Raw genomic sequence first — 16,838 nt, forward strand, 5'->3', positions numbered from 1 at the left:
ACTGGACCTTCGTCACGGGCCAGGGGTTCAACCGGATTGCGGAAGCTGTCACAGGCCTTGTTGCAGCAACGGGTCGTCCGGGTTCTGCCGCTCGAGCTCGGCCAGCAGTACCTGGACGTTCTGCAGTTGCCCGGTATCCTTCCAGTACTCGATCAGCAGTACCCGCGCCCGGCGGTTGGCAGGCTGGCGGCTGAGCAGCGTCTGCAGTTGTTGCTGCGCGGCCTGGACCTGCTCCAACTGGTGCAGGGTGACGGCAAGGGTGTAGCGGTAGTCGCTGTTGTCCGGCTCCAGCTCGACCGCGCGCGACAGTGCCAGCAGGGCATATTCGTGCTGGTCGTGGCGGGTCAGCCACAAGCCCAGCTGGTACTGCAGGAAGGCCGAATCCGGGCTGAGCGCCAAGGCCTTGCGCAGCACTTCGCGAGAGGTGTCGTGGTGGCCCTGGCGTTCCAGCAGGCGCACCTGGGTCGCCAGGGCGTCGAGGTTTTCGGGGGCCAGCGCCAGGGCGCGGGCGAGCGCCGCGCCTGCGGCGTCATAGGCCTGCTCGTGCATGTACAGGCGCGCCAGGTGAATCTGTGCGTCGGCGTCCTCGGGTTGTTGTTCGAGGGTTTGCTGGTACTGCTCCAGCGCTTGCTGCAGCGGGCCGAAATACAGGCCGATGGCATCTGGGTCGAGGCCGAGCAACGCGTCCACCGCGGCAAAGCGCACGCTCTGCTCGTCATCGTCAAGCAACGGCCCCAGTACCAGGCTGCGTTGGGCGGCCGGCAACAGCCGGCGGATGCTGGCGATGGCGGCGCGACGCACCAGGGGGTCGCTCTGTTCCAGATCCTGCTTTGCCAGTTTCAGCGCCTGGGGTGACGGGTAGTTGGGCAGCTCGGCGTACAGGGCGGCGCGGCGGATCGCCGGCAGGTCGTTACGCTGCAGCTGCTGGTACAGCACCCGCGCGGCGCCCGGCTGGCCTTCATGGGCCTGGCGCAGGGCCTTGGCGTAACTGTGCGGCGGCAGCGTCGGCGGCGTGGATTGCGGGGCCCGCCACAGGTAAGCGAGCACGCCTGGCACCAGGATCAGCAGCAACAGGGCGATCAGGATAAGCGGGCGGCGTGGCATCGGGCAGTCCGTGGCGGCGGGAAGGCCAGAGCTTGGGACAGCCAGCCAGTAAATGCAACGGGCGAGGAGTCGGGTATGATGCGTGCCTTTCCCAAGCATTGAGGCCTGATCCATGTCCCTGAGCGCTGAACAGACCGGTGAATTTCGCGCCTTCGCCGAACAGCTGGCCGATGCTGCGGCCATGGCGATCCAGCCGTACTTTCGTGCCAGCCTTGACGTCGAAGACAAGGGCGGGCGCCTGTACGACCCAGTGACCGTGGCCGACAAGGCCGCCGAAGATGCCATGCGTGAGCTGATCCAGGCGCAATACCCGGCACATGGCATCCTCGGCGAGGAGCATGGCGCAGCCGTTGGCAGCAGCCCGCTGACCTGGGTGCTCGACCCGATCGACGGCACCCGTGCCTTCATCACCGGCCTGCCGCTGTGGGGCACGCTGATTGCGCTCAACGATGGCACACGCCCGGTCATCGGGGTGATGAACCAGCCGTTCACCGGCGAGCGTTTCGTCGGCACCCCCGAAGGCGCATGGCGCAGCGGCACGCCCCTGAAAACCCGCGCCTGCGCCGACCTGTCGGCGGCCACGCTGATGTGCACCACCCCAGACATGTTCGACAGCGCCGCGCGCAAGGCCGCCTTCGAGCACGTGGCCGGCCAGGCCAGGCTGATGCGTTATGGCGGCGACTGCTACGCCTACTGCATGCTCGCTTCAGGGTTTGTCGACGTGATCGTCGAGGCCAGCCTGCAACCCTACGACGTGCAGGCGCTGATGCCGATCATCGAAGGCGCCGGTGGGGTCATCACCGCCTGGGATGGCAGTACCGCACAGCACGGCGGCTGCGTGGTGGCCTGTGGCGACCCGGCGCTGCATGCGCAGGTGGTGGAGATGCTGCGCCACGCCATGTGACGGGCACCGGCCATCGCACTTTTTCGCTTTTGCGGGCTCTATGCTTGGCCAGGCTGCGCCGACCCCCGGTGCGGCCAATGACCAGCCCCGGTGCCGATGGCCGCAAAACGACTCGCTATTCTCCCGCGCGGCCTGCTGCTGGCAGGCGCCCTGATCTGCTTGGGGGCCTGCACCCAGCAGCAGGGCCGCGACATGCTCACGCAGATCGGCAACGGCAAGCCCGACGAGCCGTTCCAGACCAGTGTCGACCGCATGGCCACGCTGTCCATGCGCGACAACCTGCAAAGCCTGTACCTGCTGATGGACAAGTTGTACCTGCGCAACCCCAGCCAGTGGAAGCAATCTGGCTACCTCGACGCCACCACCGCCGCCCGGCAGATCCGCATCGCCATCGAGCAGCGCCAGCCCTTGGCGCAACTCGGTGAGCGGCGTGACCTGGCAGCGCTCAGCTATGCCCTGAGCCCGGAATTCAGGGGCGATCGGGTCGGTGCCTTCATCTACGCCATCGGCAGCATGCTGGTCACCGCCCACGGCGGGCGCACCGAGTTCTACATGACCGACACCCTCGACCCGCTGTTCATCAACAACGCCGCGCGCAATATCGAGAAGGCCACCTGGATGCTCAGCCAGCGGCAGGATGCCAACGGCGTGCTGCTGCTGTTCTCCAACGAGATCTCCGAGCAGGGCAGCAACCTGAGCTTTGCCGTGGAGTTCGGCAAGGTGGTCGCGCGCCTCGACCTGCTGGCGCAGATGCTCGACGAACGCTACCGGCGCATCGGGCTCAACTATGCGCAAAGCCTGCTGCTGTTGAACTTCCTCCCGGTGCAGTGAGTTGTGCGGTAATCGAACGCCGGGCCTGTGCCAGTGTCCGCTGTCCGCCCGCCGTTTGCCTTGGTCGCATTGCCCTCGATCCTGCTTTTTGCTTAGTGTGACGCTCAGCATCCGACCGTCGCCTGCCCCAGCACCCCGATGATGGTTGGTTAGAATGACCGTGAACGACCGCAGCCACATGCCCACAAGGCAGTAGGCCGCGGCGCCCATAACAATAATGATGGCGAGTGCCTTGCCCATGGAAAGCCGCCTGTTGAGCGAGCAAAGCTGCGTGTTCCACCGCGCCGACCCTTACGCGGTGTCTGACTACGTCAACCAGCATGTGGGCCAGCACCACATTGGCCTGTCCCGCACCACCCATCCCCAGGCCAGCTTGAGCCATCGCAAATTCGCCGAACTGGACCTGTGCCGCATCAGCTATGGCGGCAGTGTGCGGGTTACCTCGCCGGCCCTGGAAACGATCTTCCACCTGCAGGTGCTGCTCAACGGCAATTGCCTGTGGCGCGGCCACCAGCGTGAGCACCACCTGGTGCCAGGCGAATTGCTGCTGATCAACCCGGACGACCCGGTCGATCTCACTTATTCCGATGACTGCGAGAAGTTCATTCTCAAGGTGCCGGTGCACCTGCTCGACTCGATCTGCGACGAGCAGCGCTGGCAGCGCCCCAGCGGCGGTGTGCGCTTTGTACGCAACCACTATCGGCTGGAGGAACTGGACGGTTTCCTGAATCTGCTGGGGATGGTCTGCAACGAAGCCGAGGTCAGCGATTCGCTGCCCAGGGTGCAGGGCCACTACAGCCAGATCGTCGCCAGCAAGCTGCTGACGCTGATGAATACCAATGTGCGCAAGGACACCTTGGGTGGCACGCAGGCCAGCCTGGAGCGAATCCTTGAACATATCGAGGGCAACCTGAAGCTTGAGTTGGCAGCTGAAACCCTGGCCGAACAGGCCAACATGAGCCTGCGTTCGTTGTACGGCCTGTTCGACCGACAGCTGGGTACCACGCCCAAGCAGTACATCCGCCAGCGCAAGCTGGAGCGGGTCAACGCCTGCCTGAGCGACCCGAGCTGCAAGGTACGCAGCGTGACCGAACTGGCACTGGATTACGGCTTCCTGCACCTGGGGCGGTTTGCCGAGAGTTACCGGCAGCGGTTTGGCGAGCTGCCTTCTGAGACCTTCAGGCGCCGGGTGTGATCCGAACAGACAAAGGGCTGCACAGCAGCCCTTTGCGATCTTCAGTTCACGCCACGTCAACCAGGACGATTTCGCTGTCCTCCAGCGCCGTCACCGTCAGCAGCGTTTCCTCCTCGATGGCCACGCCATCCCGGGCCTTGGCCTGCAATCCGTTGACCTCGACCCGGCCTTTGGCCGGTACCAGGTAGCCGCGTCGGCCCTGGTCGAAGCGGTACTCGGCGCTTTCCCCGGCGCGCAGGGTGGCCGCCACCAGGCGGGCGTCGGTGCGGATCTGCAGGCTGTCGCCATCGCCTTCGCGGCCACTGGCCAGGGTCACGAAGCCTTCGCCACGTTCACCCTTGGGGAACGGGCGGGTGCCCCAGGACGGCGCGTCACCGACTTTTTCCGGAATGATCCAGATCTGGAAGATCCGCGTATCGACCTGCTCCTGGTTGTATTCGCTGTGCACGATGCCGCTGCCGGCACTCATTACCTGCACGTCGCCCGCTTCGGTGCGGCCCTTGTTGCCCAGGCTGTCCTGGTGGGTGATCGCGCCTTCGCGGACATAGGTGATGATTTCCATGTCGCGGTGCGGGTGCGACGGGAAGCCACTGCCGGCGGCGATCAGGTCGTCGTTCCAGACCCGCAGGTTGCCCCAGTGCATGCGCGCCGGGTCGTAGTACTCGGCGAACGAGAAGTGGTGGTGGGCGTCGAGCCAGCCGTGATTGGCGTGGCCAAGGCTTTCGAAGGGTCGCAGTTGCAGCATGATGGTGCTCCTCTGAATTCGCTGGAATGGAGCCATGATCTGCGTTTTAAATATCGAAAAAAAGCGTAAATATCGGCTTGTTATTATCAAGTAAATAGATATTTATTTTGCGATACAACATGCGATTCATCGCCTAATCCACTGATACAAAAGCATTCGCTGGCGCTTTTTGGCGGATGAGGCGAACATGCCCGCTGTTTGGATTTTCAATGGAGTGACCGTGCCCCACGAGCAGCCCCAGGCCCCGGCCAACCTGACCCCGCCCGCCCAGTTGCCCTGGCTGCGCCGCCTGGCCGCGCGCCTGCTTGGTCGTGGCCTTAGCCGTCTGCAGGCGCAGCATCGCGATTCGTGGTTCCTTGGCCATGCCATCGGCCAGCGCAATGGCCATGCCGACGGGTTGCGTGACGGGTACGAACGTGGGCGCTTGGACGGCTACGAAGCGGGGCGCCAGGTCCTGGTGATTCGTGATACCCGCCCGGACACCGCTGCGGTGCCTGGCCAGGACGACAAGCTGTTCGACGACTGGCGCCTGCCGCTGAGTGCCGAGCTGAAAAAGCGCTTCAAGGCCGATGTGGCCCAGCGCCTGCCAGCCGAGGCACAGCCCAGCGCCGCGCAGTGGAAGCTGATCCTCAGCGACACACCCTCGACCTGCGTGGTCGCCGGTGCCGGTGCCGGCAAGTCGACCTCGCTGGTGCTGCGCATCCTGTTGCTGCGCCACTACCTGGGCTTCGAGCTCGATGCCATGACCGTGGTGACCTTCACCCGCGAGTCACGCAAGGACTTCATCCAGCGCCTGCTGCAGGTGTTCGCGTTGTGGCAGGTCCAGCTGTCGCCGGCACAGGGCCGTGAGCTGGTACGCACCTTCCATTCGCGCATCCTGCCGCTGGTACGCAGCCTGCCGGGTTTCGCTCAGGTGCGTGCCTTCGAAACCCTCGGCAACGAGATGCCTGCGGGCGGGGAGGCTAATGCCGACAGCAACCCCTTCGACCTGCGCCTGAATGACGCCCAGCGTCAGCAGTTGAACCTGGCCTACCGGGACCTGCTGGCACAGAGTCCGCGCTTCGCCGCCTTGATCGGCCAACTGCGGCAGGAGGCGCTGCTGCTCAAGCCACTGGACCCGGATCACCCGGATGTGCAGAAGCGTGTGCAGGTCACCCAGCTGGCCGCGCAGCGCGACGAAGAGCTGTGCGACGTGATCGAGGACCTGTGGTTCGCGGCCGGCGCCTGGCCGATCAAAGGCATCGAGCCGTGCCGCGACACGGTGCAGATCCGTGGCAGCCGCTTCCATGTGCACGGTCGCCTCGAGGGGCTGGATGCCTGGGTGGTACTGGGCTTTGACCCCAACGAGAGCGCCCAGTACCAGCGCCCCGGAGCAAAGCTTGCGGTGCGCGCCGAATGGGCGGTCAAGCGCACCCTGTTCCAGGCGTTCAGCGATAAACCGGTGATCTGGCTGGACAACTACGCCTCGGCCAGGCGCCTGGCGGCCTCGCTGGCAGGGGATGCCGTGGCCGGCCCCGGCTTCGAATACAAGGTCAAGGGTGAACTGGCCCCGGCGCCGCTGCTCGACGCCTTCGTCACCGCGGCCAGTTTCATCGAGAACCTGGGCCTGGACGTGAACGCCGCAGTGGCCGCCATGAGCTTCCCGCCGGGTGACAGCGATGGGCCGTTTTTCGAAGCGCTGGCCCTGTACTGGAAGGCTTTAGAAACCCACCTGATGGCCCAGTCACCGCCGGTGATGACCTACAACCGCATGTTCGCCCTGTTCGGCGAGAACACCCCGGAAAACCTGCAGCTGTTGCCCGACCCCTTGTTGCGGCCGCTGGCACACCTGATGATCGACGAGTTCCAGGACGTCTCACCGCAGATCGTCAGCTGGCTGCGCGCCTGCCTTGCGGAAATTCGCCGACGTGGGCCAGCGATGAACCATGGCCGGGTGGCGCAGCATTCGTCGCTGATGTGCGTGGGTGACGACTGGCAGTCGATCTACGGCTGGCGCGGCAGTTCGCCCAAGTACTTCATGGAGTTCACCAAGGTGTTCCCGTCACCCGCCAACACCCGGGTGATGCTGGTGGAAAACTACCGCAGCCAGCAGTCCATAATCGATGCCGCCGAGCATCTGGTGAAGGGGACGCCGACCATCAGCGGCAAGAAAGCCAAGGCCAGCGGGCAGGCGGCCGCGCTGCCATTGGCGCCCGTGCGGGTGTTCGAACGCGACGAGGCAGCGCTGGCGCAGACCTTGATCGAACACTATGAGCAGGGTGAGACGGTGATGATGTTGTTTCGAAAAAGTAGCGATAAATTATTGATTGAGCAGCATTTAATGACTGTACTTAAAGCTGATTCTAGCTTGCCTCCCGCGCAGCGCCGGCTCAAGCAACTGACCTACCACAGCGCCAAAGGCCTGCAGGCCGACGCAGTGTTCATGCTCGGGGACTGCCAGTACCTGACCAGCTCGCCATACAAGAATCAGGTGTATCGCCTGGCCGGGCTCGGTAAGCCGGGCGACGCCCAGGCGTTCGATACGGCGCAGCAGGAAGAAGTACAGCGCCTGGCCTACGTCGCGGTCACGCGCGCGATCAAGCACTGTTACTGGCATGTGGAAAGGCCCAACGGCGAGGCGGCTTACTCGCCACGCGCGTCGAGCCAGGTTGAGGGCAAGCAGGCCTTCTTCGAAGACCTGCGTGGGCAGTGACGGTCAGATGCCTTGGTCCAGGGGGCTGGTCAGCTCCAGGTACAGGGCGTCCTCGTCGTTCTCCAAGCCCAGGGCCATGCGCTGAGTGCCTGTCACATACTGACTTTCGTTGATCGCCAGGCGCCTGGGTTGCGCTTGCGCATCGAGCGGGCTCTCGCCCAGGGCGCTGGTTAGCGCTTCGACCACCGGCTGCTCCAGAGTGCCTTGCGGATCGCTGTTGTCCAAGCACGATTCGAGGTAATCCAAACCTTCGTCCCAGCGCTCTCGCAACCCATCGAAACGATCCAGGTATTGTGCTCGCAGCAGCCGGCGCCAACTGGCGTGGCGTGACACCGCCTCACGGCGGTCTGGCAGGTCAGCGTCGCGCTCGCGGACGGCTTCTTCCACCCTGATCGACAAGGGGCCATCGATTTTCGCTAAGTCGCGGTACAGCATTTTCGGCTGCAGCTCAGGGAAGTCGAGTTCCTTCGCCAGTTCGCTGCGCAAGGCCAGCCGGATCTCGATCAGGTCTAGGCCAAGCCCGCGCTCATCCAGCAACACGGCATCGGTGATGGTGTCGGAGTTATACAGTGCAGGCAGTATCGGTGCGCTACCGCGCTCGGCAGCTGGCTGTGCCTCCCAGTCGCGTCGCTCAAGCAGCCTGGTGCGCCTGTTCACCCGCGCGTTGCAGATGTCCATGGCCAGTTCGTTGACCTGGTCCCGTCGGTACAGGCTACGGAAGAAGTCGAACAGTTCCGGGGTCACATTCGGCTGGCCGTCGGCCCGGTCGTAGGCCATGACTTCGATCTGCAAGGTACCGAAGACATCGGCGCCGGCATCGCCACAGCTCACCGGAAAGGTCCCAGCCACCTCGTTCAGGCGCTTGCACAGTTGCGTATCTTCGGCTGCACGCGCCAGCAGTTGCCAGATCTGTTCGGCAAGCGCTGAGCTGTTCTCCTGCGCAGCACGGGACATGCCGACCAGTTCGATGGCTTGGCGCAAGTTGGTATATTCGTCATCACCGAACAGGTTGTCCCAGGTTTCCTGTTCCTGCGCGTTGGCGGTTTCCCGCCAATTTACCCGCTGCGCGGCGTCTTCTTCCAAACCCACCTCTGCCTCTGCCGCAACGCCAGCCCTGGTCAAGCGCCCTCGCAGCTGAGCGCCCAGCGGGTTGTAGTTGAGCAGTAGCTGTCGACTACCCAGGTCGAAGCGCAGGTTGTGCATAAAGTACGTGCGCAGCAGCGCATCTGGATCGGGGACTGTCGCGATTCGGTTGCTGCTCAGGTTTACCTGGCGCAGCACGCCCATTTCGTTTTGCATCAAGTTGTTCAGCCCGGTCGGCCAGGCGTCCAGCTCGCAGTGTTCCAGGTTCAGCGTCTGCAAGCTGATCATTCTCGACAGGTCAGGGCTGACCCGTAGCGGATTGCCACCCAGGTTCAGCTCGCGCAGCCGCCGTATGTCAGCGAACAGGGAGGCCTGCGTGGCATCCAGGGTGATGTTGTTGTGGTACAGGTCCAGCTTGGAGAGCTTCGGCAGCCTGGCCAGAGCCTGCAGATCCGCGACGCTCAGGGTCAGCTCGTTGCGCCTTAGCGAAAGCGTTTCGAGCTCGGTGAGCTTTGGCAACACCAGGTGCGCAGGGTCTGACAGCTCCAGCAGCAGGCAGCCTTCAACATGCAGTTCGCGAAGCTTCGGTGCATGTTGCAGGGCCTCGAACAGCGACGAGGCGTGCAGGTCTTGACTATTGCGGATATGCAACCGCTCGAGGGAAGGGAACGATTGCAGTAGGTCTTCGGGGATATTGACGATGTTGACGTTGTTCAGTCTGAGCGTGGTGATGTGGTCAAAGCGAGCGGACATGGAGGGTAGCTCGATGACAGAGGTGTCTAGGTCGACCAGCTCGAGCGTATCGCCCCCTACGCGATGCCAACAGCGGATAAGTTCGTGGACTATATGCTGGGTATTTGGCTGCCCGCTTTCAGGAGTCAGCTCCACCCATTGGTCCAGTTCCGCGCGCAGTGTGCTGATTTCCTGAGTCATGGCTTTTATCTGGCTGGGGACGTCCCCTCGGCTGCGCAGGGTGGCCAGCAGCTCGCCCATTTGCCTATCGCTCAGCGCCGGGAAAAGCCCTTTGAGTTCGCTTTTCCACCTGGAGTTGGAGCCCCAGGGGCTCAGCGGGTAACCCTGGCGTCCGTCGCTCAGGCGCATGGGCGGGCGGAAATTCGGTCGAATGGCCTGCTGGCCAAGCAATCGCGCCATGCCGGGGCGGTCGGCCAGCGCAGCCTTGAACACCTGCTTGGCGGTCCACTCGGGATGCCGTGTCAGCAGGCTTCTGCGGATTAGCCTGCTATCGGCATTCTCCAGGGTTGGCCGATGGAGGCCAAGCAGTGCACGGTCCATGCGCACGCGCGCCTGCAGGCTGCGTGCCTGTTCAGCTACTCGTAACGGCACCCGTCCGGCGAGTAAGCGGGCACGTTCTGTGCTTCGGGTTGCGCCGACGATGTCCTCGAGGGTGTTCTGCGCCAGTGCTGGAAATTGCTTGCCCACTACCTGGGCGGCCGGGCTCAGTGGTGAGCGCTGGCCAAGGTAGAGGCTGTCGAACAGATTTTGACGCTGGGCAAGGAGGTGATCGGCCAACAGGTCCTGTAACGCCTGCTGGCGTTGCCCGGCTGTCGTGCCCTCGGGCAGCAGCCTGGCAAGGCTGGCCTCGTCGAGGTGGTCGAGGACAATGCGCGCCAGGCCGCCCCTGTCCAGATCGGAGCGGGTCAACGGAATTTCCCGGTCACCCAACTGATCACGCCCATATCGGGTGGCGTTGCCCCAGGGTTCAGGGCCATCGTACACCTTGATCAGAACGTCTTCGGGCCAGCCGGGCAGGCTGCTGAGGGCGGATGCGGCAAAGCTCTTGTAGGCGGCCAGTGGTTGACCGTCCCGAGTACGGGCGATGATGTCGTCGGCCTCAATATCCTTGCTCAGGCGCAGCAAGGCATCTTCAAGGAGTGTCGGCAGCGGCTCGCCGTCGGCGAGCACGGCCTCCAGTGTTCCACGGTCGAGGCCTGTGCTGTCGAGCACGGCGAGCAGGTCGGCGTCGCTCAACAGATCGGTGTTGGGCCCCAGGCGACGCAGCAATTTTGGCGTTGGCCAGTCCGTGACGCGTTCGTGCGCCAGGCGCCAGGCGCCTTTGCCATTGCCGTGCAGGGGTGGCCGGTAGGCGGTCGGGTCTTGCGGGTGGAGCAATTCCCAATTCCCCCTCGTGTTCTTTTGCACTTCGAAGGTTTCACCGTCGAGACGGATGAAGTCCTTATCGTCGAGCCTGTACATGCCTTGATCGTTCGGCTTCAGTTCGGCGGGTAGCGCCACCTGGCTACGGTAGGCGGTCAGTTGCGGGTGCCACAACTTCTCCTTGCCCTCGACGGTGATCCTTTCCAGCCAGTCGACGAAGCCGGAGGCCTTGATCAGCTTGGCGGCGGCGCCGATCACCACGACGGTGGCCGCTGTGAGGGCCAATGACTCGAGCTGCGCCACTGCCTCGGCGTAGTCGCCCTCTTTCCAGGCCTCGAAGGCATGAAAGATGTTGTCCATCACCTGTATGGCAAACACGCCGAGCATGACAACATCGAGCCCAGGCACGAGCAGGGCGGCGACATTGAGCACATTCAGGCCGAGTTCCTCCCAGGACTCCAGCAGCTTCTTGCGGGCCGTGGCGTCGACCATGGCGGTCGGTACTGCAATTGCCTCGGCATTTCTCTTGATGGCGCGAACATGCTCGTCGTACAGGTTGTTCCAGTGCGGGGCTGCGATTTGTAGTTGGCGGATCCCCAGTTCAGGCTTGCTCACGGGGCGAATGCCGGTAGGCAGCCGCCCCGGCGGCGATGGAATCACGATCCCAATGGTGCGCAGTGCCTTGTCTAGCTCAAGTCCCATTCTCGGGCGATCAGCTTGCCCTATGTGTTCCACAAACCGCTGGCGATAGTCCTTGTTGCGCAGGCGGTCGATCAAGTAGGTGGTCAGCTTTTCCAGGCTGGCGAATTCCTGGAGCGGGCAGTCATCGTCGAAAGGCAGGTAAGCGATCACGTCCTGATCGGTCGTGTTGGCCGGCCCGAGCAGCATTGCATCATGGACCTGCATCCCGAGCACCTTGAGGCTACGCACGGTGATGGGATGGCTGCCATAGCGGGGCGTCGCCCCTTCGACACAGAAGTGGCGCAGTGCCTCGAAGCCCGGCTGCGTGACGCGGTTGCGGATGAGCGCGATCATAGTTTGTACGGTCAGCTCGGCGCGGTGTGCGCTGATCCATGCTGCTCGCACCTGCTCCTCGCGCGTGCCTTTGAACACGCCGTCCAGATGCGTCTGGTAGCGCTTGCCCAGGTCTAGCGTGCGGCAGCGCGTGACGAAGTTGCTGACACTCAGGCCGGGTATGCTGGCAGGGTCGTGGGGGCTGACTTGCAAGGTACTTAGCGGGCCGACTTCAGCCATGCCTTCGAAATTGTGCATGGCTGCTTCGAGCAGGCTGCGCGGGACCGGCGTGCCGACTGGTTCGGCGGTCCACTGCTGTTGGTAGGCGCCTGCGGACAGGCCCAGATCATCCAATGCCAGCAGGTTCTCCAGGTCGCCCGTGGGAACCAGTTCGAACGGCTGGAAGCAATACTGTGCCTCGCTCACCGGCACATTGATGTGCAGCGCATTCTTGAGCAGGGGTTCGCAGAACTGCGGCAATGTCTGCAGCTCGCTCAGCGCTTGCGCCAGGCGCTTGCGACTGACGGTGCGCCGGCGGATGGCCTCGCGTAGTTGCAATTGATGGTCCGCTGATGCGGTGCTGAACCATGCGGTGGGTTGCCCGTTTTCCTGGATGTGCTCGTTGTGAGCGTGGCGCATCAGCCGGTTGATGTGCTTTGGGTGCAGTTGACGGGTCCAGTCCGGTATGCCGTTCAGGATATGTTGCTGGTGGTAAGGGGGGGTTGGGGTTTCCATGCTCGTTCCTCGAGGTTTGCGGGGTTCCATCCAACACCGCATGGCTGCACGTCAGGCGGTACATAGTTCACACGGTCGGTATGTCGTTGCCGGGCAGTTGCGGTCGGTGACGCGCACGTCACAGTCGGTAACGGGCCAGCCTGCCAGGGCCACGTGGGCGATGGTGGGGCGTCCGGCACCCTGCGGTGTCGAAGGAGCCGGCCCACCGGGCCCTGCCATGGAGTGAAGTGATGGCTGTATCGACGACTGCAAGAGACCATTTGCTCGACCTCAACGGCATCGAGATCGCCGTGCGCACCTGGGGCCCGGAAAGCGGCATCCCAGTGCTGGCGTTACATGGCTGGCTGGACAACGCCGCTTCGTTCGAGCGCCTGGCGCCCTTGCTGGAGGGGTGTTTCGTGGTGGCGCCCGACCTGGTCGGCCACGGCCGCAGCGACCACCGCCGCGACGACAGTGGCTATTACCTTTGGGAGCACGCCGAGGACATGTTGGCAGTGGTCGAGCGGCTTGGCTGGTCGCGCTTTCACGTCCTCGCCCACGGCATGGGCACGGGTGTCGCCTCGATTCTCGCGGCGTTGACCAGCGCCATTGCCAGCCTGCAGTTCCTCGATGGCATGGGCGTTCCGTTCACCGTGGCCGAGGGCGACCGGGTCGAACACATGGCCCGCGCTTTTCGCCTCAAACGCATGCTGCTACGCAGCCGCCAGCAGGGCTTTGTCGAACCCGAGGCGCTGTGTTTCGACAACCTTGAGCAAGCCCTTGGCCAGTGCCGTAAACGCTTCGCCTGCGACTTGCCGGCCGATGCCGCTCGGCTGATGGCGCAGCGCGACCTGCTGCACGTGGGCGACGGCTATTGCTGGCGCCACGACCCGCGCCTGGACCTGCCCGAGCCCATGCCGCTGACCGAGCGCGAGGCCTGCGAGCTGCTGCAGCAGATCCGTTGCCCGTTGTATCTGTTGCTGGGGCAGCAGGGCGCTTTCGCCGGTGATGGCTTTGACCGGCGCCAGGCGGCGCTGCCTGGGCAGACGCGGGTGACCTGGCACCCAGGGGGGCACCACTTCCATTTGCAGGCGCAGGGCCAGGCGCTGGCGCAGCAGATCCTGCGCACCCTGGCGCGGCACGAAAAAGGGGGATTGCTGCGCTTGGTCAACGAATAAGTGCTGGCCCTGCTAAGGTGCACAAACGTCCGTTCATGGAGTGCCGCCATGTTGCCTTCGCGCATCCTGCATATCGACCACATCGTACTGCGTGTCAGCGACCTGCCGCGCAGCCTGGCCTTCTATCGTGACGTGCTCGGCTGCCCGGTCAGCCGTGTGCGCGAGTCGCTGGGGATGATCCACCTGGCCGCTGGCAGCAGCATGATCGACCTGGTGGCGGTCGATGGCCCGCTGGGGCTCAAGGGCGGCCCGGCCCCTGGCCGCCAAGGGCACAATCTGGACCACCTGTGCCTGCGGGTCGAACCCTTCGATGAACAGGCGCTCAGTGATTACCTGCAGGGGGCAGGGGTGCGCGTGGAGCCGGCCGAAAAACGTTATGGCGCTGAAGGCGAGGGGTTGTCGCTGTACTGCTTCGACCCCGACGGCAACCGGGTCGAGCTCAAGGGCCCGTGCGTGACTGCGTCGGCCTGAATGGCCCGGGGTTCAGCCGATTTCGCCCTCGCGCCACGCCTTTACCTGGCTTAGCATGCTCAGCTTCGCTGAACAGCCTGGCACCTGGACAATGACCGAGATCACTCACACGCAACATTCGATCGACACGCCGGCGGGCATGCTCCATGCCGAAAGCTGGTTGCCTGTGAATGCGCAGGGCGTACCTATTGTGCTGCTGCATGACTCGCTGGGCTGCGTGGCGCTCTGGCGCGATTTCCCCGCGCAGTTGGCGCAGGCCAGCGGGCACCGGGTGATCGCCTATGACCGCCTGGGCTTCGGGCGTTCCGCCGCGCACCCCGGGCAGTTGCGCCGGGGCTTTGTCGAGGCCGAGGCGCACGAGGGTTTTGCTGCGCTGCGCAGGCAGCTGGCCATCGATGACTTCATCGTCTTCGGCCACAGCGTCGGCGGTGGCATGGCGGTCGGCTGCGCGGCAGCCTTCGCCGAGCATTGCCGGGGGCTGGTGACCGAATCGGCCCAGGCTTTCGTTGAAGCCCGTACCCTGGAAGGTATCCGCGCCGCCGATCGCCAGTTCGCCGAGCCAGGGCAGCTCGAACGGCTGGCGCGTTACCACGGCGACAAGGCCGAATGGGTGCTGCGTGCCTGGGTCGACAACTGGTTGTCGGCCGATTTCGCCGACTGGCACCTCGACGGCCTGCTCGCGCAGCTGCGTTGCCCGCTGCTCAGCCTGCACGGCGACAACGACGAGTTCGGCAGCCTGGCCCACCCCGAACGCTTTACGCGCCTGGCAGGTGGCCCGAGCCGAATGCGGGTGCTGGCCGATTGCGGGCATGTGCCCCATCGTGAGCAGGCCGACCAGGTGCTCAAAGAAGTGCTGCGTTTTCTCGGCTGAACGTCGCCGCCCAAGCGCCACGCTTATCCGTTTGCGTGGCTCGTTCGACCGCGCGCTCTGCAGGCGAATGGATATCCCGGCAAAGCCGATTATGCTTTTGATTACCTTGCCGCGATCCGGGGCAACGCCCCGTCGTGCTTCGCCGCAACCTGTAAGCCCTATGGCCTGGGTGCGCGCCTTGCAACCTGTTGAGCAACCTGGCCTACCTGATCTTCACGGAGGCGACCCATGGCGGTCCTCGACAGCGCATCCACGGGCAGTAGCGCGCCCCAACGTGGCATCACCCGGGAGGAGCGCAAGGTCATCTTCGCCTCTTCGCTGGGCACCGTGTTCGAATGGTACGACTTCTACCTCTATGGCTCGCTGGCGGCGATCATTGCCAAGCACTTCTTTGCCGGGGTAAACGAAACCACCGCGTTCATCTTCGCCTTGCTGGCGTTCGCTGCCGGCTTTGCCGTGCGGCCGTTCGGCGCGATCGTGTTCGGCCGCCTGGGTGACATGATCGGGCGCAAGCACACGTTCCTCATCACCATCGTGATCATGGGGCTGTCCACCGCGATCGTCGGTTTGCTGCCCAATTACGCCACCATCGGCGTGGCGGCGCCGGTCATCCTGATCACCCTGCGCCTGCTGCAGGGGCTGGCGCTGGGCGGCGAGTACGGCGGCGCGGCCACCTACGTGGCGGAACATGCACCGAAAGGGCGGCGCGGCTTCTTCACCGCATGGATCCAGACCACCGCCACCCTCGGGCTGTTCCTGTCGCTGCTGGTGATCCTCAGCTGCCGCACCCTGATGGGCAGCGAAGTGTTCGAGGACTGGGGCTGGCGGGTGCCGTTCCTGTTGTCGATCCTGCTGCTGGCGATCTCGGTGTATATCCGCCTGCAGCTCAACGAGTCACCGGTGTTCCTCAAGATCAAGGCCGAGGGCAAGGCGAGCAAGGCGCCGCTGACCGAGTCGTTCGCCCGTTGGGACAACCTCAAGGTGGTGATCATGTCGCTGCTCGGCGGTACCGCCGGGCAGGCGGTGGTGTGGTACACCGGGCAGTTCTACGCGCTGTTCTTCCTGTTGCAGATGCTCAAGATCGACCCGCAGACCGCCAACCTGCTGATTGCCGGGTCGCTGCTGATCGGCACGCCGTTCTTCATCCTGTTCGGCAGCCTGTCCGATCGCATCGGCCGCAAGCCGATCATCATGGTGGGCTGCATCCTGGCCGCATTGACGTACTTCCCGATCTTCAAGGGCCTGACCGAGTACGGCAACCCGGACGTGTTCGTCGCCCAGGAGCAGAACCCGGTAGTGGTGGTCGCTGACCCTGCGCAGTGTTCGTTCCAGTTCGACCCGGTGGGCAAGGCCCGTTTCACCAGTTCGTGCGACATCGCCAAGAGTCTGTTGGCCAAGCGCGCCATTCCCTACGAAAACCAGGCCGCCGAGCCCGGCAGCGTGGCCCAGGTGCGCATTGGCGAGCGGGTGTTGCCCAGTTTCGATGGTCGCAGCCTGGCGGCGGCGGACTTCAAGGCGCAGAACGACGCCTTCACCGGCACCCTGGGCACGGCCTTGAAAGAGGCCGGTTACCCGGAAAAAGCCGACCCTGCGAAGATCCACTACCCGATGGTGTTGCTGCTACTGACCATCCTGGTGATCTACGTGACCATGGTCTACGGGCCGATCGCCGCCTGGCTGGTGGAGCTGTTCCCGGCGCACATCCGCTACACCTCGATGTCGCTGCCGTACCACATCGGCAATGGCTGGTTCGGCGGTTTCCTGCCGACCGTGGCCTTCGCCATGGTGGCGGCCACCGGGGATATCTACTACGGGCTCTGGTACCCGATCGTGATCGCGGTGATGACGGCGGTGCTGGGCACCTTCTTCCTGCCGGAAACCAAGGACCGGGATATCACCCATACCGGATGAGCTTGGCTCA

General features: G+C 64.1%; 11 protein-coding genes. 8 read left to right on the top strand and 3 right to left on the bottom strand.

The annotated features are described in order from the left end of the window. Positions 1–48 precede the first annotated feature (48 nt). Complete coding sequence (locus ACQ4N9_RS08865) at positions 49–1,104, bottom strand: tetratricopeptide repeat protein (RefSeq protein WP_390969181.1); 1,056 nt, start codon at positions 1,102–1,104, stop codon at positions 49–51. 112 nt (positions 1,105–1,216) lie between these two features. Between ACQ4N9_RS08865 and hisN the strand changes: the two genes are divergently transcribed. The 3 genes from hisN to ACQ4N9_RS08880 all read left to right on the top strand — a co-directional run bounded on the left by hisN (position 1,217) and on the right by ACQ4N9_RS08880 (position 4,034). Beyond that, positions 1,217–2,008 carry a histidinol-phosphatase gene (hisN, locus tag ACQ4N9_RS08870; protein ID WP_390969182.1) on the top strand — a complete coding sequence of 264 codons (792 nt, stop codon included), beginning with the start codon at positions 1,217–1,219 and terminating at the stop codon, positions 2,006–2,008. Between the two features lie 96 nt (positions 2,009–2,104). Further along, positions 2,105–2,839 (top strand): hypothetical protein, encoded by a 735-nt coding sequence (locus ACQ4N9_RS08875; RefSeq protein ID WP_430932666.1) that lies wholly within the window; start codon positions 2,105–2,107, stop codon positions 2,837–2,839. Between the two features lie 238 nt (positions 2,840–3,077). Beyond that, positions 3,078–4,034 carry an AraC family transcriptional regulator gene (locus ACQ4N9_RS08880; RefSeq protein ID WP_390969186.1) on the top strand — a complete coding sequence of 319 codons (957 nt, stop codon included), beginning with the start codon at positions 3,078–3,080 and terminating at the stop codon, positions 4,032–4,034. A 46-nt stretch (positions 4,035–4,080) separates the two neighbouring features. On the opposite strand, the gene ACQ4N9_RS08885 is transcribed toward ACQ4N9_RS08880, so the two are convergent. Continuing rightward, the gene (locus ACQ4N9_RS08885) at positions 4,081–4,779 is read right to left on the bottom strand and encodes a pirin family protein (protein WP_390969188.1); all 699 of its coding nucleotides are present in this window, start codon (positions 4,777–4,779) and stop codon (positions 4,081–4,083) included. Between the two features lie 187 nt (positions 4,780–4,966). Between ACQ4N9_RS08885 and ACQ4N9_RS08890 the strand changes: the two genes are divergently transcribed. Further along, positions 4,967–7,471 carry a UvrD-helicase domain-containing protein gene (locus tag ACQ4N9_RS08890; RefSeq protein ID WP_390969190.1) on the top strand — a complete coding sequence of 835 codons (2,505 nt, stop codon included), beginning with the start codon at positions 4,967–4,969 and terminating at the stop codon, positions 7,469–7,471. A 3-nt stretch (positions 7,472–7,474) separates the two neighbouring features. Here the strand turns inward: ACQ4N9_RS08890 and ACQ4N9_RS08895 are convergent, their stop codons facing one another. Continuing rightward, positions 7,475–12,418 (bottom strand): dermonecrotic toxin domain-containing protein, encoded by a 4,944-nt coding sequence (locus ACQ4N9_RS08895; protein WP_390969192.1) that lies wholly within the window; start codon positions 12,416–12,418, stop codon positions 7,475–7,477. Positions 12,419–12,648: 230 nt separating this feature from the next. On the opposite strand from ACQ4N9_RS08895, the gene ACQ4N9_RS08900 reads away from it, so the two are divergent. The 4 genes from ACQ4N9_RS08900 to ACQ4N9_RS08915 all read left to right on the top strand — a co-directional run bounded on the left by ACQ4N9_RS08900 (position 12,649) and on the right by ACQ4N9_RS08915 (position 16,828). Next, positions 12,649–13,575, top strand: a complete 927-nt coding sequence (locus ACQ4N9_RS08900) for an alpha/beta hydrolase (protein ID WP_390969194.1) — start codon at positions 12,649–12,651, stop codon at positions 13,573–13,575. Between the two features lie 48 nt (positions 13,576–13,623). Beyond that, positions 13,624–14,046 carry a VOC family protein gene (locus ACQ4N9_RS08905; RefSeq protein ID WP_390969196.1) on the top strand — a complete coding sequence of 141 codons (423 nt, stop codon included), beginning with the start codon at positions 13,624–13,626 and terminating at the stop codon, positions 14,044–14,046. 91 nt (positions 14,047–14,137) lie between these two features. Then, a complete protein-coding gene (locus ACQ4N9_RS08910; protein WP_390969197.1) occupies positions 14,138–14,917 on the top strand; it encodes an alpha/beta fold hydrolase in 780 nt (259 codons plus the stop codon). A gap of 228 nt (positions 14,918–15,145) precedes the next feature. Next, positions 15,146–16,828 carry an MFS transporter gene (locus ACQ4N9_RS08915; protein ID WP_390969199.1) on the top strand — a complete coding sequence of 561 codons (1,683 nt, stop codon included), beginning with the start codon at positions 15,146–15,148 and terminating at the stop codon, positions 16,826–16,828. Positions 16,829–16,838 lie beyond the last annotated feature (10 nt).

It is taken from the genome of Pseudomonas sp. ES1, assembly GCF_050586605.1.
GTDB classification, from domain to species: Bacteria; Pseudomonadota; Gammaproteobacteria; order Pseudomonadales; family Pseudomonadaceae; genus Aquipseudomonas; species Aquipseudomonas sichuanensis.

Coding starts and splice junctions, on each gene's coding strand:
- ACQ4N9_RS08865 (WP_390969181.1), bottom strand. CDS start 1,104: ATGCCACGCCGCCCGCTTATCCTGATCGCCCTGTTGCTGCTGATCCTG.
- hisN (WP_390969182.1), top strand. CDS start 1,217: ATGTCCCTGAGCGCTGAACAGACCGGTGAATTTCGCGCCTTCGCCGAA.
- ACQ4N9_RS08875 (WP_430932666.1), top strand. CDS start 2,105: ATGGCCGCAAAACGACTCGCTATTCTCCCGCGCGGCCTGCTGCTGGCA.
- ACQ4N9_RS08880 (WP_390969186.1), top strand. CDS start 3,078: ATGGAAAGCCGCCTGTTGAGCGAGCAAAGCTGCGTGTTCCACCGCGCC.
- ACQ4N9_RS08885 (WP_390969188.1), bottom strand. CDS start 4,779: ATGCTGCAACTGCGACCCTTCGAAAGCCTTGGCCACGCCAATCACGGC.
- ACQ4N9_RS08890 (WP_390969190.1), top strand. CDS start 4,967: ATGCCCGCTGTTTGGATTTTCAATGGAGTGACCGTGCCCCACGAGCAG.
- ACQ4N9_RS08895 (WP_390969192.1), bottom strand. CDS start 12,418: ATGGAAACCCCAACCCCCCCTTACCACCAGCAACATATCCTGAACGGC.
- ACQ4N9_RS08900 (WP_390969194.1), top strand. CDS start 12,649: ATGGCTGTATCGACGACTGCAAGAGACCATTTGCTCGACCTCAACGGC.
- ACQ4N9_RS08905 (WP_390969196.1), top strand. CDS start 13,624: ATGTTGCCTTCGCGCATCCTGCATATCGACCACATCGTACTGCGTGTC.
- ACQ4N9_RS08910 (WP_390969197.1), top strand. CDS start 14,138: ATGACCGAGATCACTCACACGCAACATTCGATCGACACGCCGGCGGGC.
- ACQ4N9_RS08915 (WP_390969199.1), top strand. CDS start 15,146: ATGGCGGTCCTCGACAGCGCATCCACGGGCAGTAGCGCGCCCCAACGT.